Source organism: Streptomyces sp. JH34, from assembly GCF_029428875.1.
GTDB lineage: Bacteria > Actinomycetota > Actinomycetes > Streptomycetales > Streptomycetaceae > Streptomyces.
In genome coordinates this window covers 1,273,969-1,287,411 of record NZ_JAJSOO010000001.1, presented here as the reverse complement: position 1 = coordinate 1,287,411, position 13,443 = coordinate 1,273,969, and the positions used below count along the sequence as shown (strand labels likewise).

Below are 13,443 nucleotides of genomic sequence, written 5' to 3'. Positions count from 1 at the left end.
ATCCGGGTCACTGTTCACATGATGTTAAGGGACGGGTTCGCGACGAGGAGGGCACATGCCGGCAACGAGTGCGACGGAGACGTTCCGGGCGGCCCGGGACTTCCTGATCGAGCACCGTGAGGACTACACCGCGGCTTACGAGGGCTTCAGCTGGCCCCGGCCCGACTACTTCAACTGGGCGCTCGACTGGTTCGACGTCATCGCCGCGGACAACGACCGGACCGCCCTGCACATCGTGGAGGAGGACGGCGGCCGCACCGAGGTGTCCTTCGCCCGGATGGCGGCCCGCTCCGACCGGGCCGCGAACTGGCTGCGGGAACAGGGCGTGGCCGCGGGCGACCGCATCCTCGTCATGCTGGGCAACCAGGTCGAGCTGTGGGAGACGGCGCTGGCCGCGATGAAGCTGCGCGCCGTGGTCATCCCCGCCACCCCGCTGCTGGGACCGGTCGACCTGCGCGACCGGGTCGGGCGCGGCAAGGTCCGCCACGTCCTCGTGCGGTCGGCGGACACCGCCAAGTTCGACGAGGTCCCGGGCGGCTACACCCGGATCGCCGTCGGCGCCGACGTCGACGGCTGGCTGTCCTACAGCGGGGCCGACGAGGCGTCGGAGACCTTCACCCCGGACCGGGAGACGGACGCCGGCGAACCCCTGATGCTCTACTTCACCTCGGGCACCACCGCGAGCCCCAAGCTCGTCGAGCACACCCATGTCTCCTACCCCGTGGGCCACTTGTCGACGATGTACTGGATCGGCCTCAAGCCGGGCGACGTCCATCTCAACATCTCCTCACCCGGCTGGGCGAAGCACGCGTGGTCGAACCTCTTCGCACCCTGGAGTGCCGAGGCCACCGTCTTCATCTTCAACTACACGCGTTTCGACGCCGCCCGGCTGATGGCGGAGATGGACAGCTCGGGCGTCACCAGCTTCTGCGCCCCTCCGACGGTCTGGCGGATGCTGATCCAGGCCGACCTGACACAGCTGAGGACACCACCGCGCGAGGTCGTGGCGGCCGGTGAGCCGCTCAACCCCGAGGTCATCGAGAGCGTGCGGCGCGCCTGGGGCGTCACCATCCGGGACGGCTTCGGGCAGACGGAGACCGCCGTGCAGGTGGCCAACACACCCGGACAGCTCCTCAAGGCGGGCTCCATGGGGCGGCCCAGTCCCGGCTTCAAGGTCGAGTTGCTGGACCCGGTCACCGGTGCACCGGGCGCCGCGGAGGGCGAGATCTCCCTCGACCTGTCGGCCGCCCCCGTCGGACTGATGACGGGCTACCACGGGGACCCCGACCGCACGGCCGAGGCCATGGCGGGCGGCTACTACCGCACGGGTGACATCGGCGCGCGGGACGAGGACGGCTACATCACCTATGTCGGCCGGGCCGACGACGTGTTCAAGGCGTCCGACTACAAGATCTCACCGTTCGAGCTGGAGAGCGCCCTCCTGGAGCACGAGGCGGTCGCGGAGGCCGCGGTCGTGCCCGCACCCGACCCGGTGCGGCTCTCCGTCCCGAAGGCGTACGTCGTGCTGGCCGAGGGCTGGGAGCCGGGGCCCGACACCGCCAAGGCGCTGTTCGCGCACTCCAGGTCGGTCCTCGCCCCGTACAAGCGCATCCGCCGGCTGGAGTTCGCGGAGCTGCCCAAGACCGTCTCCGGGAAGATCCGCAGGATCGAGCTGCGCGAGCGCACGGCGCAGGGGACCGGCACCGAGTTCGACGAGGGAGACGTGCGATGAGCGCTCTGTCCTACGCGCACGGAACCGGCGACACGCCCCTGCTCGGCGACACCGTCGGACGCAACCTTGACCGGGCTGTCCAGGCGTTCGGGGAGCGTGAGGCCCTGGTGGACGTAGTCTCCGGACGCCGCTGGACGTACGCCGAGTTCGGAGCCGACGTCGATGAGCTGGCCCGCGGTCTGATGGCCTCGGGGGTGGCCAAGGGCGACCGGGTCGGCATCTGGGCCGTCAACTGCCCGGAGTGGGTCCTCGTCCAGTACGCCACGGCCCGTATCGGCGCCGTCATGGTCAACATCAATCCGGCCTACCGCGCGCACGAGTTGGAGTACGTGCTGGGGCAGGCCGGGATCTCCGTCCTGGTCGCCTCGCTCGCCCACCGGACCAGTGACTACCGCGCGCTCGTCGGCCAGGTCCGCGCCGGCTGCCCGGCGCTGCGGTCCGTCCACTACATCGGCGACCCGTCCTGGGACGAGCTCACGGCCGCCGCCCATGACATCACGGCGGAGGAACTGGCCGCGCGTGAGGCCGAGTTGTCCTGCGACGACCCGATCAACATCCAGTACACCTCCGGAACCACGGGATTCCCCAAGGGGGCCACGCTCTCCCACCACAACATCCTGAACAACGGCTACTCCGTGGGAGAGATGGTCGCCTACACGGAGGAGGACCGGGTCTGTCTGCCGGTGCCCTTCTACCACTGCTTCGGCATGGTCATGGGGAACCTCGGCATCACCTCGCACGGTGCCTGCATCGTGATCCCCGCGCCGGCCTTCGAACCCGCCGCCGTGCTGGCCGCCGTCGAGCAGGAGCGCTGCACCTCGCTCTACGGCGTGCCCACGATGTTCATCGCGGAACTCGGCCTCCCCGACTTCGCCTCGTACGACCTCTCCTCGCTGCGCACCGGGATCATGGCCGGCTCGCCCTGCCCCGTCGAGGTGATGAAGAGGGTCGTCGCCGAGATGCACATGGACGAGGTGTCCATCTGCTACGGCATGACGGAGACCTCGCCCGTCTCCACCCAGACCCGCCGGGACGACGATCTGGAGCGCCGCACGGGCACGGTCGGCCGGGTGATGCCGCACATCGAGGTCAAGGTGATCGACCCGGCGACCGGGGTGACCCTGCCGCGCGGTGAGGCCGGTGAGCTCTGCACCCGGGGGTACAGCGTGATGCTCGGCTACTGGGACCAGCCGGAGCGGACCGCCGAAGTCGTCGACGCGGGACGCTGGATGCACACGGGCGACCTCGCGGTGATGCGGGAGGACGGGTACGTCCAGATCGTCGGCCGGATCAAGGACATGATCATCCGCGGCGGCGAGAACGTGTACCCGCGTGAGATCGAGGAGTTCCTCTACGGTCACCGCAAGATCGCGGACGTCCAGGTGGTGGGCGTGCCGGACGCGACGTACGGGGAGGAGATCCTGGCCTGCGTGATTCCGCGTGATCCGGCCGACCCGCCGACACTCGACGAGCTGACGGAGTACTGCCGGGGGCAGCTCGCCCACTACAAGATCCCGCGCGGGCTGAGGATTCTCGAGGCCTTCCCGATGACCGTCAGCGGCAAGGTCCGGAAGGTCGAACTGCGGGAGGGGTACGGGGCGTAGCCCGCGCCGGAGGCCGCGGGTCAGGCGGCCTTTATGACACCGGAGCCTATGCCCTGGGTCGCCGCCGCCCACTCGATGAGCAACACCTCGTACTCCGCGGCCTCCATCGGCGTCCAGTCCTGGCCTGCACGGGAGTCGACGAGAGCGCGGATGGCCTCGTTGGCCTCGACGGCCGACGGGTGGGCGGGCTGGGTCAGGAACACGGAGCTGGATGAGGTGGGAAGCCGAGGAGTTAAGACCATGTCTTCACTGTACGTCCTCATACTGACAACAGCTCGAACATATGCGGCTGGCAGGGCACAGGTGACCGAAATCATGCGAAGGCCTCCGGCGGCCGAGGGCCCACGCCGACCAACTCGTCGGCTGCGCCGTTCACCGGCTGGGGCGTGCCGGTGAGGTCGAGGGTGAACAGCGGGACGGCGAGGCCGTCCGCGCGTGACCGAGCCTCGTCCGTGTAGCCGGCCAAGGAGAACAGTACGGCGGACACCGAGGTGTTCAGTGCGTTCAGCCAGAGGCATTCGACGTCACGCGGGGCGGTCGGCCGCGTGGTCGCGTCGACCTGGGCGATGAGGCCGGCGGCCCTGAGGTCGATCCTGGAACCGGGGTGCGCCTCGGGCTGGACGACCTCGCGGAAGCCCAGCCATCTCAGGTAGAGCGCCGCGGTGTTCACCGCGTCGTGAGCCGTGCGTATCACCAGGGGCCGGAACGACGGGCGTGGATGTGCGGCCGTGCGTGGCGGCGGTACGTGCGACGGACCTGCCGCGTCGGACGGCGGTGCGGTCCCGCGCGTGGCCACCGGGCGCACGGGAACCCGTAGTACGGCGCCGCAGGGGCAGCAGAGTTCGGGGTGCGGCCACTGGTCGCGGCGCCCGCAGGAATGGCACCGCACGCTGACCCAGTCGTCGTCCCAGGTGCGGTGCGTGATGACCGTGGCCGCCGCGCCGCGCATCAGCGGCGGGGCGGTCGGCGAGCCGCACGGACAGGGGTACACCGGCGTGATGTAGGCGTGGTCCCGGTGGCAGACCGGGCAGCGCACCGGTACGGACTCCACGTATGCCCCTTCCTTCCGCCCCGCGGCGGCGACTGCGTTCCGTGCCCCCATCGTCCACCAGGAGCGACGCCCGGGGGAGGGAATCGCGTGTTTGGGCGGCCCTCTCCGCCGCTTCGGCCCCCTCCCTTGACGACTGTGCGGAGCCGCCCTAAGTTGATTCCGCATAGCAGAACTAAATTTCCATAATGCGGAATTGGTGCTCTCAGGTGGCGCGACAGAGCCCGACTCCACCAGGTCCGAGCAGGAGCACTCATGCCTCGTATGACCGCTGCCCGAGCGGCAGTTGAGATCCTCAAGCGCGAAGGTGTCAGCAACGCGTTCGGCGTGCCGGGTGCGGCGATCAACCCGTTCTACGCGGCCCTCAAGGCCTCCGGCGGGGTGCAGCACACCCTCGCGCGGCACGTCGAGGGCGCCTCCCACATGGCGGAGGGCTACACCCGCGCCCGCGCCGGGAACATCGGCGTCTGCATCGGGACGTCGGGGCCCGCCGGCACCGACATGATCACCGGTCTCTACTCGGCCGTCGCCGACTCGATCCCGATCCTCTGCATCACGGGACAGGCGCCGACCGCCGTCCTCCACAAGGAGGACTTCCAGGCCGTCGACATCGCGTCGATCGCCGCTCCGGTGACCAAGGCCGCGACCACCGTCCTGGAGGCCGCGCAGGTCCCGGGCGTCTTCCAGCAGGCCTTCCACCTGATGCGCACGGGCCGGCCGGGGCCGGTCCTCGTCGACCTCCCGATCGACGTGCAGCTCACGGAGATCGAGTTCGACCCGGAGCTGTACGAGCCGCTGCCGGTCCACAAGCCCGCCGCGAGCCGCAAGCAGATCGAGCGGGCCGTCGAGATGCTCAACGCCTCCGAGCGGCCGCTGCTCGTCGCGGGCGGCGGCATCATCAACGCCGACGCCTGCGAACTCCTGGTGGAGTTCGCCGAGCTGACGGGCGTCCCGGTCGTCCCCACCCTGATGGGCTGGGGCATCCTCCCCGACGACCACGAGCTGAACGCCGGCATGGTCGGCCTCCAGACCTCGCACCGCTACGGCAACGCGAACTTTCTGGAGTCCGACTTCGTCCTCGGGATCGGCAACCGGTGGGCCAACCGCCACACCGGCAAGCTGGACGTCTACCGGCGGGGCCGGACCTTCGTCCACGTCGACATCGAACCCACCCAGCTGGGCAGGATCTTCGCCCCGGACCTCGGCATCGCCTCCGACGCGAAGGCGGCGCTCGAGCTCTTCGTCGAGGTGGCGCGGGAGTTCAAGGCGGCGGGCGAGCTTAAGGACCGCTCGGTCTGGGCGGCGTCCACACAGGAACGCCGGGCCACGCTCCAGCGCCGTACGCACTTCGACGACGTGCCGCTGAAGCCGCAGAGGGTGTACGAGGAGATGAACCGGGCGTTCGGCCCGGAGACCCGGTACGTCACCACCATCGGCCTCTCCCAGATCGCGGGCGCGCAGATGCTGCACGTCTACCGGCCGCGCCACTGGATCAACTGCGGCCAGGCCGGGCCGCTGGGCTGGACGATCCCCGCCGCGCTGGGCGTCGCCACGGCCGACCCGGACGGCTCGGTGGTGGCCCTCTCAGGCGACTACGACTTCCAGTTCATGCTGGAGGAGCTCGCCGTCGGCGCGCAGCACCGCATCCCGTACGTCCACGTGCTGGTGAACAACTCCTATCTGGGGCTCATCCGGCAGGCGCAGCGCAACTTCGACATCGACTTCCAGGTCAACCTGGAGTTCGAGAACCAGAACTCCCCGGAGCTCGGCCTCTACGGCGTGGACCACGTCAAGGTCGTCGAGGGGCTGGGCTGCAGGGCGATCCGGGTCACCGAACCGGACCAGCTGCTGCCGGCGTTCGAGGAGGCGAAGAAGCTGGCGGCCGAACACCGGGTGCCGGTCGTCGTCGAGGCGATCCTGGAGCGGGTCACCAACATCTCGATGAGCGGGACCGACATCGCGTCGGTCAACGAGTTCGAGGACGTGGCGTCCGAGCCTGGCCACGCGCCGACCTCGATCCGCCCGCTGGCGGTGTCCTGACCCCGTAAGCCACCGCCGGAACCCCCTGGGGCCCGGCCCGCCCGCTCCCACCAGGGAGCCGTGCGCGGGCCGGGCCCCGGCGTCCGCCGCGGACGGTGAGGCCGGCACGGGCGACATCCGGCCACGTCCCCTGTGCCTCCGGTGCCTGCGCGCGCCTCACGGGGCGGCCCGCGGCGCACGGGCGGGCCGGTGCACCACCCGGTGCGGCCGGGTCGCGTCCTACCCGGACCCGGGGCCCCGCCCGGATCCTTGGCCCATGGGGGACACCGAGAACGACGCGTCCTGCCCGGACCGACCCGACGGCGACTGCGACCGTCTGACGGCAGCCTTCCACGCGCTGCTCGAAGGCGCCACCGCCCCACGACCACCGGCGCCGCCCGAGTGCCCGTTCTGCGAACTCCCGCAGGAGCGCTACTCCACCGCGTACGCCGGGCACTGGATCCTGCTGGAGCCCCGCATCCTCGTCCCGGCCCACACCGTCCCCCCTCGGCGGCGGTGGATCATCACACCGGCCGGGAGCGCGCTGAACCTCTGGGACGCGGAGCCGCTGCCCGGCGCGATGTGCCGCATCCCGCACCGCATCGCCTGCCCGTGCCTGGAGCCCGAGGACCACTGGCCGTGGATGACGGCTCTGCGGCACCACAACGGGCGACGCGCGCAACGTCTGTTCGACCTGCCCGGCGAGGAACTGCCGGACACGGGGTGAACGCCGACGACGGGTGCCGGTGCGGGCCGGGGAGCGGGCGGCACGACACGACAGCAGGGGTGCGGTGCGCGCCGAACCGGCGTGCACCGCACCCCTGCTGTCGTGTTCCACGGTGACCGCGACGGTGGACGTCGGCGACGGTGGCCCGGTTCCCTCAGGTCCGGAACCGGGCCACCCGCCCCTCCACCACCGCACTGGCGTCGTCCGCCGCCGCGGTCCCGTCCTGCCGGTGCCGTGCGCCACCCCTCATCCGGGTGCGTGACACGGGCAGGGCCCCGGTGCGGAGGCTCAGTCCTCGCGCAGGGCGCGGACGGCCTCCTCCACGCGCTTGCCGTAACCGGCGTCGGCGGCGTGGAAGTGGGCGAGGTTCTTCTCGATCACATCGTCGCGGGTGACCTGCGAGAGTCCACCGGCGATGTTGGCGACCAGACGGTCCTTCTCGTCCGCCGACATCAGCCGGTAGAGCTCACCCGCCTGGAAGAAGTCGTCGTCCTTCGTGTGGGCGGGCGCCTCGTGGGTGCCCGTCCAGCCGTGCACCGCGAGCGGGGAGGCGAGCGCCGCGCCGGTCTGTGCGGGCCCGGCGTACGAGTTGGGCTCGTGGTTCTTGTCCTGACGCGAGCCGTAGCGGGTCGCGTGCAGCCCGTCGCGGCCGTAGTTGTCGACGGTCGCCGTCCTCGGCGCGTTGACCGGGAGCTGGGTGTGGTTGATGCCCAGCCGGTAGCGCTGGGCGTCGGCGTACGCGAACAGCCGGCCCTGCAGCATCTTGTCCGGGGACGGGCCGATGCCGGGTACGAAGTTGTTCGGCGAGAACGCCGCCTGCTCCACCTCGGCGAAGACGTTGTCCGGGTTGCGGTCCAGCACCAGCCGGCCGACCCGCTGCAGCGGGTAGTCGGCGTGCGGCCAGACCTTCGTCACGTCGAACGGGTCGAAGCGGTAGTCCGCGGCCTCGGCGGCCGGCATCACCTGCACGTGCAGCGTCCAGGACGGGTTGACGCCCCGCTCGATGGCCTGGAGCAGGTCCGTCTGGTGCGAGTCGGCGTCCTTGCCGACCTGTTCTGCGGCCTGCTCGGCGGAGAGCGAGCGCACACCCTGGTTCGTCCTGAAGTGGTACTTGACGAAGAAGGCCTCGCCCTCCGCGTTCGTCCACTGGTACGTGTGCGAGCCGAAGCCGTTCATGTGGCGGTACGAGGCGGGAATCCCGCGGTCGCCCATCAGCCAGGTGATCTGGTGTGTGGCCTCGGGGGAGTTCGCCCAGAAGTCCCAGACGTTGTCCGGCTCCTGGCGGCCCGTGAAGGGGTCGCGCTTCTGGGAGTGGATGAAGTCGGGGAACTTGATCGGGTCCTTGATGAAGAACACCGGGGTGTTGTTGCCGACGAGGTCGTAGTTGCCTTCGTCCGTGTAGAACTTGAGGGCGAAGCCGCGGGGGTCGCGGACGGCGTCCGCGCCGCCCAGCGAGTCGGCGACCGTCGAGAACCGGATGAACGTCTCGGTGCGGCGGCCCACTTCGGAGAGGAAGTCGGCGCGGGTGAAGCCGGTGACGTCGTCGGTCACCTCGAAGTAGCCGTACGCGCCGGAGCCACGGGCGTGGACGACGCGCTCCGGGATGCGCTCACGGTTGAAGCGGGCGAGCTTCTCGAGCAGGTGCTGGTCCTGGATGAGAATCGGCCCGCCGGCGCCGGCCGTGGCGGAGTTCTGGTTGTCGGCGACCGGGGCGCCTGACTCGGTCGTGAGCACACGCTGGGACATGGAGGCCTTCCGTACGGGGCTGCTGACGGCCTCAGGAGCGTAGATTCGCCAAGATCGGAACGTCAACAGTTTGTTGAAATCGGAGGAATGGATTCCGGGCCGCGGCGGCGCCTGGGCGCGACAGGACAGGTGTCAGCGCCGCCGCGACCCGGAGTTCAGGGGGCCCGGTGAGGGCCGGGGGTGTCAGACCTGGGAGCCGGAGAGCCGCTCGACCGAGCGCAGCAGCGCGGAGTGGTCCAGGCCGCCGTCCCCCTGTGCGCGCAGGGAGGCCACCAGCTGGGCCACGACCCCGCCGACGGGCAGTGCCGCGCCGACGTTGCGGGCGGCGTCCGTGACGATGCCCATGTCCTTGTGGTGGAGGTCGATCCGGAAGCCCGGGGCGAAGTCCCGCTCGAGGAAGTTGTCCTTCTTGCGGGTGAGGACCGTCGAGCCGGCGAGCCCGCCGTTCAGTACGTCGAGCGCGGCTGCCAGGTCGACCCCTGACTTCTCCAGGAAGACGACGGCCTCGGCGCATGCCTGGATGTTGACCGCGACGATCAGCTGGTTGGCCGCCTTCACCGTCTGGCCGGAGCCGTGGGGCCCGCACAGCACGATGGTCCTGCCGAGCGCGTCGAACAGCGGCTTCGCGGCCTCGAAGTCGGTCTGCTCGCCACCGACCATGATGGAGAGGACGGCCTCGATCGCGCCGGCCTCGCCGCCGGAGACGGGGGCGTCCAGCACACGGATGCCCTTGTCCTTCGCGCTCGATGCCAGGTCCACGGAGGTCTGCGGTGTGATCGAGGACATGTCGATCAGCAGGGCGCCCTGCCCGGCGTTCTCCAGGATGCCGTCGGGGCCGTACGCGATGGCCTCGACCTGCGGGGACGCCGGGACCATGGTGATGACGACGTCGGCTCCGCGCACCGCGTCGGCGATCGAGGCGGCACCCTTGCCGCCCGCCGCGACGAGCCGGTCGATCTTGTCCTGCTCCAGGGTGTAGCCGGTCACCTCGTACCCGGCCCGGATCAGGTTCTCGGACATCGGGGATCCCATGATGCCGAGCCCGATCCAGGCGACCTTGGGGAGGTTGCTGCTCATGAGGGTGCCTTCCGGTAAGCGTGTGTGCGAGAGGGGGCGGGCCTCAGCGGGCGGGCCGGAGACCGGCGGGGAGCCAGCCGAAGGACTCCGCGCTCGGCCGGTCGCCCGGCTTGTACTCCAGGCCGACCCAGCCGTCGTACCCGGCCTCGGTCAGCTCGTCGAGGAGGCGCTCCAGCGGAAGCGAGCCGGTGCCGGGCGCGCCGCGCCCCGGGTTGTCGGCGATCTGGACGTGGCCGGTCTTCGCGGCGTACGCCTTGACCACCTGGCTGAGGTCCTCGCCGTTCATCGACAGGTGGTAGAGGTCCAGCAGGAACGCGGCGTTGCCCAGGCCGGTCGCCTCGTTGACGCGGTCGACGACCTCGATGCCGGCCGGTGCGCTGACCAGGGGGTACAGCGGCGATTCCGTGTCGTTGAGGGTCTCGATCAGGAGGGTGGCACCGATCCGGTGGGCCGCACGGGCGGCCAGGACCAGGTTCTCCAGGGCGAGTTCGTCCTGGGCGGCCGGCTCCACGCCCTCGACGCGGTTGCCGTAGAGCGCGTTGAGCGCCTTGCAGCCGACCGAGGCCGCGAAATCGGCCGCCACGTCGATGTTGGCGCGGAAGCGGTCCGACTCCCCGCCGGGCAGCGAGAGTGCCCCGCGGTCGGGGCCGGGAAGCCGGCCCGCGTAGAAGTTCAGCCCGACCAGCTGCGTGCCCGCGTCGTCGAGCGCCTTCTTCAGGGCGTCGAGCTCGGTCTGAGCGGGGGTGGGGGTCTCGATCCAGGGCCACCAGAGCTCGACCGCGGTGAATCCCGCGGCGGCAGCCGCCGCCGGGCGCTCCAGGAGCGGGAGTTCGGTGAAGAGGATCGAGAGGTTCACATCGAAGCGCTGGTCCGAGAAGCCCATCATGCGCTCCTTCCGTATAGCGGAAGTTACTTTCTGCTCAACGGAAGATTGCCCGGCGCGTGGTGAGGCTGTCAAGAGGAAACCCGGATTCCGGACGTGCGGAAGCGGGGCGGCGGCGCGTGTGCCCTCCACCCCGCCACCGGTCACATGTGCCTGGTCGAACCGCCGGCACCGGGTCCTGGGGTGTGGTGCCTCGTGCCCGCCGTCGACGTCTGGTCGGGGCGGGCATCGCCCGGGGAGCCCGCCTGGGGACTTCGCGCACGGTGATCCGATCGCGTCGGCCGTCCGGGGGGCCGTCCAGGCGGGGCCGTGAAGCGCGTGGGCCCCTCGCCCTCGGGGCCGCCGCGTCCCAGGGTCCGTGCTCTAGGGTCGGGGCGAGCCGTGCGAGCCGACCGACGCGGCGGGACATGAGGGAGGCACCGTGCGCTTGAGGGTGGAATTCACCACCGAGCCCTTCGATCTCGACGAGGCACCCGCCCACGCGGTGGTGGCCCGTGAGGTCCTCCGGACCGCCGACCTGGACGCGGTGGACGTGGGCCCCTTCGGGAACACGGCCGAGGGGGGCACCGACCAGGTCCTCACCGCGGTGGACTCCCTGCTGCGCAAGGCCCTGGCCGCGGGCGCCACCCGTGTCTCCCTCCAGGTCAACGTGATCGGGGAGGACACCCCGTGACCGGACCGGCAGACCACCCGCTGGTCGCCGCGGTGAAGCCGCTCGTCGACGCCATGGGCGCCGAACTGCTCGACCCGGAGCAGGCGACCACCGAGGACGTGGTGCTCGCGTGGGAGGGGGTGGACGTCATGGCGGTGCGGCTCCCTCAGCTCTCGGAATCGCTCGACCACATCCTGGCCGCGATGGAGCGGCGGCACGGGATGCCGCTGGCCGACCTGGACCGCAGGGCCAAGCAGGGCGTCGTGCGCACGCTTGAGGCACGCGGTGCCTTCTCGATGCGGCACGGTGTGGAGACGGTGGCGGGCGCGCTCGGTGTCAGTCGTTTCACCGTTTACAACTACATCAATTCCCAGGAGGAGAAGAGGGCCGCCAAGTCTCGTGATGAGTCATGAGAAGTGGTCCATCAGCTGCCGAAATGGCCATTTTTTCAAGCTCGGTTACGTCAGATTGCCTGAGGACCACTGGCCCTTGTTCGGAGGCAGGATGCCGGCTCGGGTCAGCATCCTGCAGGCGCGGTACAGGGATGCTCCTCGGGCGATCATGGAGTGGATCCAGCGGAGCGCTCTTGCCTTCTCCGGGTCGATGGCGAGGGACTTGGTTCCGTCCCGCTGTGCCTCGGTCCTGTACCCGTAGACGGGTTTGCCGATGATCCAGCGCTTCTCCACCGTGCGAGAAAACTTCCACAGGGACTCGACACGGACACCTGTGTTGGCTGCCTCGATCCGAGCCACGCCCGCGATGATCGTGCCCATGAACTGACCGAACTCCGTATAGAGGTCGATAGGGTCGTGCTTGGCGGTAAGCGTCTTCTGGTGCTCCTTGCACCATTCGATCATCAGGTGCAGATCGGAGATGCGTCGTACGAAGCGGTCAAGCTTCCAGAACAGGATCTCATCGAACTCAGGGGCTCTGTTGCTGATCCACTCACCGAGCTGAGGCCGCTTCCAGGGTGGGACCTTGGTTGCAGACACGCCAAGGTCTCTGGCGATGCCCACCACTCGGCTCCCACGCTCAACAGCCATGCGTACGAGGTCCAGTTCCTGGCGGAGGGGGGACGTGGTCTCCTCGGTCAGGATCGACAGCCTGATGGACAGCAGGGCGCGCGGTGAGGTGGTTGGCAGCTGGGCCATTCCCTCATGGAGGTCGACAAGCTCTCTTCGTTCGGACGTCGACCAGCCGGCCTGTCCTTGCAGGTCAACGGGCCATAGGTCTTCGAAGGTCACAGTCGCTAACTCAGGGTAACTAGCATAGTTATTCGGTGAGTGGCGGTGTGTGATGCGGAGTCATGCCGCCGTCCGGGAACTCGGGCGGCGGCATCATCTGTTCGTGGAATTTCAACAAACTGTTGACGTGGTGTTGTGGAGGGCGTTAGCTGTCCGCAGCCCGAAAACGCACAGCGAAAAAGCCACGGAGGCTCCCGTGACTACGAGCTCCACACCGGGCCTCGCCCGGTTCAACACCCTGGCGGCCGGGGAGGCCGCAGCCGCGCTGCACGAGGTGTGCGCCAGTGCGGCGTGGGGAAGCTTCGTCCTCGCCCACCGGCCGTACTCCGGCCCGGAAGCCCTGTTCTCCGCCAGTGACGCCGCCATGGCCGAGCTCTCCGCGGAGGACCTGGCCGAGGCGATGGCGGGCCACCCGCCGATCGGCCGCCCCGAACCGGGGGATCCGGTCTCCGCCCGTGAGCAGCGGGGGATGGCCGGAGCGTCCGAGGAGCTCAAGGCGGAGATGCTCGAACTCAACCTGGCCTACCAGGAGCGGTTCGGACACGTCTTCCTGATCTGTGCCACCGGAGCCACCGGTGAGCAGATGCGCGACGCGGTGAAGATCCGGACCGGGAACTCGCCCGAGCGGGAACGCGAGATCGTCCGCGCCGAGCTGGGCAAGATCAACCGCATCCGGCTGAACCGCCTCGTAGAGGACTCCTGAGGACCAGG

Annotated in this window: 13 protein-coding genes; 7 read left to right on the top strand and 6 right to left on the bottom strand. The window is 69.8% G+C overall.

Going from position 1 to position 13,443, the window contains the following annotated elements; translation table 11 throughout:
- Positions 1-55 precede the first annotated feature (55 nt).
- Both LWJ43_RS05710 and LWJ43_RS05705 read left to right on the top strand, forming a co-directional pair.
- Positions 56-1,732, top strand: coding sequence for an AMP-binding protein (locus LWJ43_RS05710; protein WP_277331193.1), 1,677 nt, complete (start codon positions 56-58; stop codon positions 1,730-1,732).
- The gene (locus LWJ43_RS05705) at positions 1,729-3,336 is read left to right on the top strand and encodes an AMP-binding protein (RefSeq protein WP_277331192.1); all 1,608 of its coding nucleotides are present in this window, start codon (positions 1,729-1,731) and stop codon (positions 3,334-3,336) included. The genes LWJ43_RS05710 and LWJ43_RS05705 overlap by 4 nt, the downstream gene beginning before the upstream one ends.
- A 20-nt stretch (positions 3,337-3,356) precedes the next feature.
- Here the strand turns inward: LWJ43_RS05705 and LWJ43_RS05700 are convergent, their stop codons facing one another.
- A complete protein-coding gene (locus LWJ43_RS05700) occupies positions 3,357-3,578 on the bottom strand; it encodes a hypothetical protein (RefSeq protein ID WP_277331191.1) in 222 nt (73 codons plus the stop codon).
- A gap of 71 nt (positions 3,579-3,649) precedes the next feature.
- Positions 3,650-4,387, bottom strand: a complete 738-nt coding sequence (locus tag LWJ43_RS05695; protein WP_277331190.1) for a hypothetical protein — start codon at positions 4,385-4,387, stop codon at positions 3,650-3,652.
- Positions 4,388-4,639: 252 nt separating this feature from the next.
- Here LWJ43_RS05695 and gcl point away from each other — a divergent pair, with 252 nt between their 5' ends.
- The gene (gene gcl / locus LWJ43_RS05690) at positions 4,640-6,424 is read left to right on the top strand and encodes a glyoxylate carboligase (RefSeq protein WP_277331189.1); all 1,785 of its coding nucleotides are present in this window, start codon (positions 4,640-4,642) and stop codon (positions 6,422-6,424) included.
- Between the two features lie 256 nt (positions 6,425-6,680).
- Positions 6,681-7,130: a DUF6083 domain-containing protein gene (locus LWJ43_RS05685; RefSeq protein WP_277331188.1), complete on the top strand. Its 450-nt coding sequence runs from the start codon at positions 6,681-6,683 to the stop codon at positions 7,128-7,130.
- Between the two features lie 288 nt (positions 7,131-7,418).
- Here the strand turns inward: LWJ43_RS05685 and LWJ43_RS05680 are convergent, their stop codons facing one another.
- The 3 genes from LWJ43_RS05680 to LWJ43_RS05670 form a co-directional block, all read right to left on the bottom strand.
- On the bottom strand, positions 7,419-8,876 hold the full coding sequence (locus LWJ43_RS05680; protein WP_277331187.1) for a catalase: 1,458 nt from the start codon (positions 8,874-8,876) through the stop codon (positions 7,419-7,421).
- A gap of 183 nt (positions 8,877-9,059) precedes the next feature.
- Positions 9,060-9,953 carry a 2-hydroxy-3-oxopropionate reductase gene (locus LWJ43_RS05675; protein ID WP_277331186.1) on the bottom strand — a complete coding sequence of 298 codons (894 nt, stop codon included), beginning with the start codon at positions 9,951-9,953 and terminating at the stop codon, positions 9,060-9,062.
- A gap of 43 nt (positions 9,954-9,996) precedes the next feature.
- Positions 9,997-10,836, bottom strand: coding sequence for a TIM barrel protein (locus LWJ43_RS05670; RefSeq protein WP_277335819.1), 840 nt, complete (start codon positions 10,834-10,836; stop codon positions 9,997-9,999).
- Positions 10,837-11,257: 421 nt separating this feature from the next.
- Here LWJ43_RS05670 and LWJ43_RS05665 point away from each other — a divergent pair, with 421 nt between their 5' ends.
- The gene (locus LWJ43_RS05665) at positions 11,258-11,509 is read left to right on the top strand and encodes a YkoF family thiamine-binding protein (protein ID WP_277331185.1); all 252 of its coding nucleotides are present in this window, start codon (positions 11,258-11,260) and stop codon (positions 11,507-11,509) included.
- Complete coding sequence (locus tag LWJ43_RS05660) at positions 11,506-11,901, top strand: helix-turn-helix domain-containing protein (RefSeq protein ID WP_277331184.1); 396 nt, start codon at positions 11,506-11,508, stop codon at positions 11,899-11,901. Before LWJ43_RS05665 ends, LWJ43_RS05660 begins: the two co-directional genes overlap by 4 nt.
- A gap of 45 nt (positions 11,902-11,946) precedes the next feature.
- Here the strand turns inward: LWJ43_RS05660 and LWJ43_RS05655 are convergent, their stop codons facing one another.
- Positions 11,947-12,639: a recombinase family protein gene (locus tag LWJ43_RS05655; RefSeq protein ID WP_277331183.1), complete on the bottom strand. Its 693-nt coding sequence runs from the start codon at positions 12,637-12,639 to the stop codon at positions 11,947-11,949.
- 289 nt (positions 12,640-12,928) lie between these two features.
- Here LWJ43_RS05655 and uraD point away from each other — a divergent pair, with 289 nt between their 5' ends.
- A complete protein-coding gene (gene uraD / locus LWJ43_RS05650) occupies positions 12,929-13,435 on the top strand; it encodes a 2-oxo-4-hydroxy-4-carboxy-5-ureidoimidazoline decarboxylase (RefSeq protein ID WP_277331182.1) in 507 nt (168 codons plus the stop codon).
- Positions 13,436-13,443 lie beyond the last annotated feature (8 nt).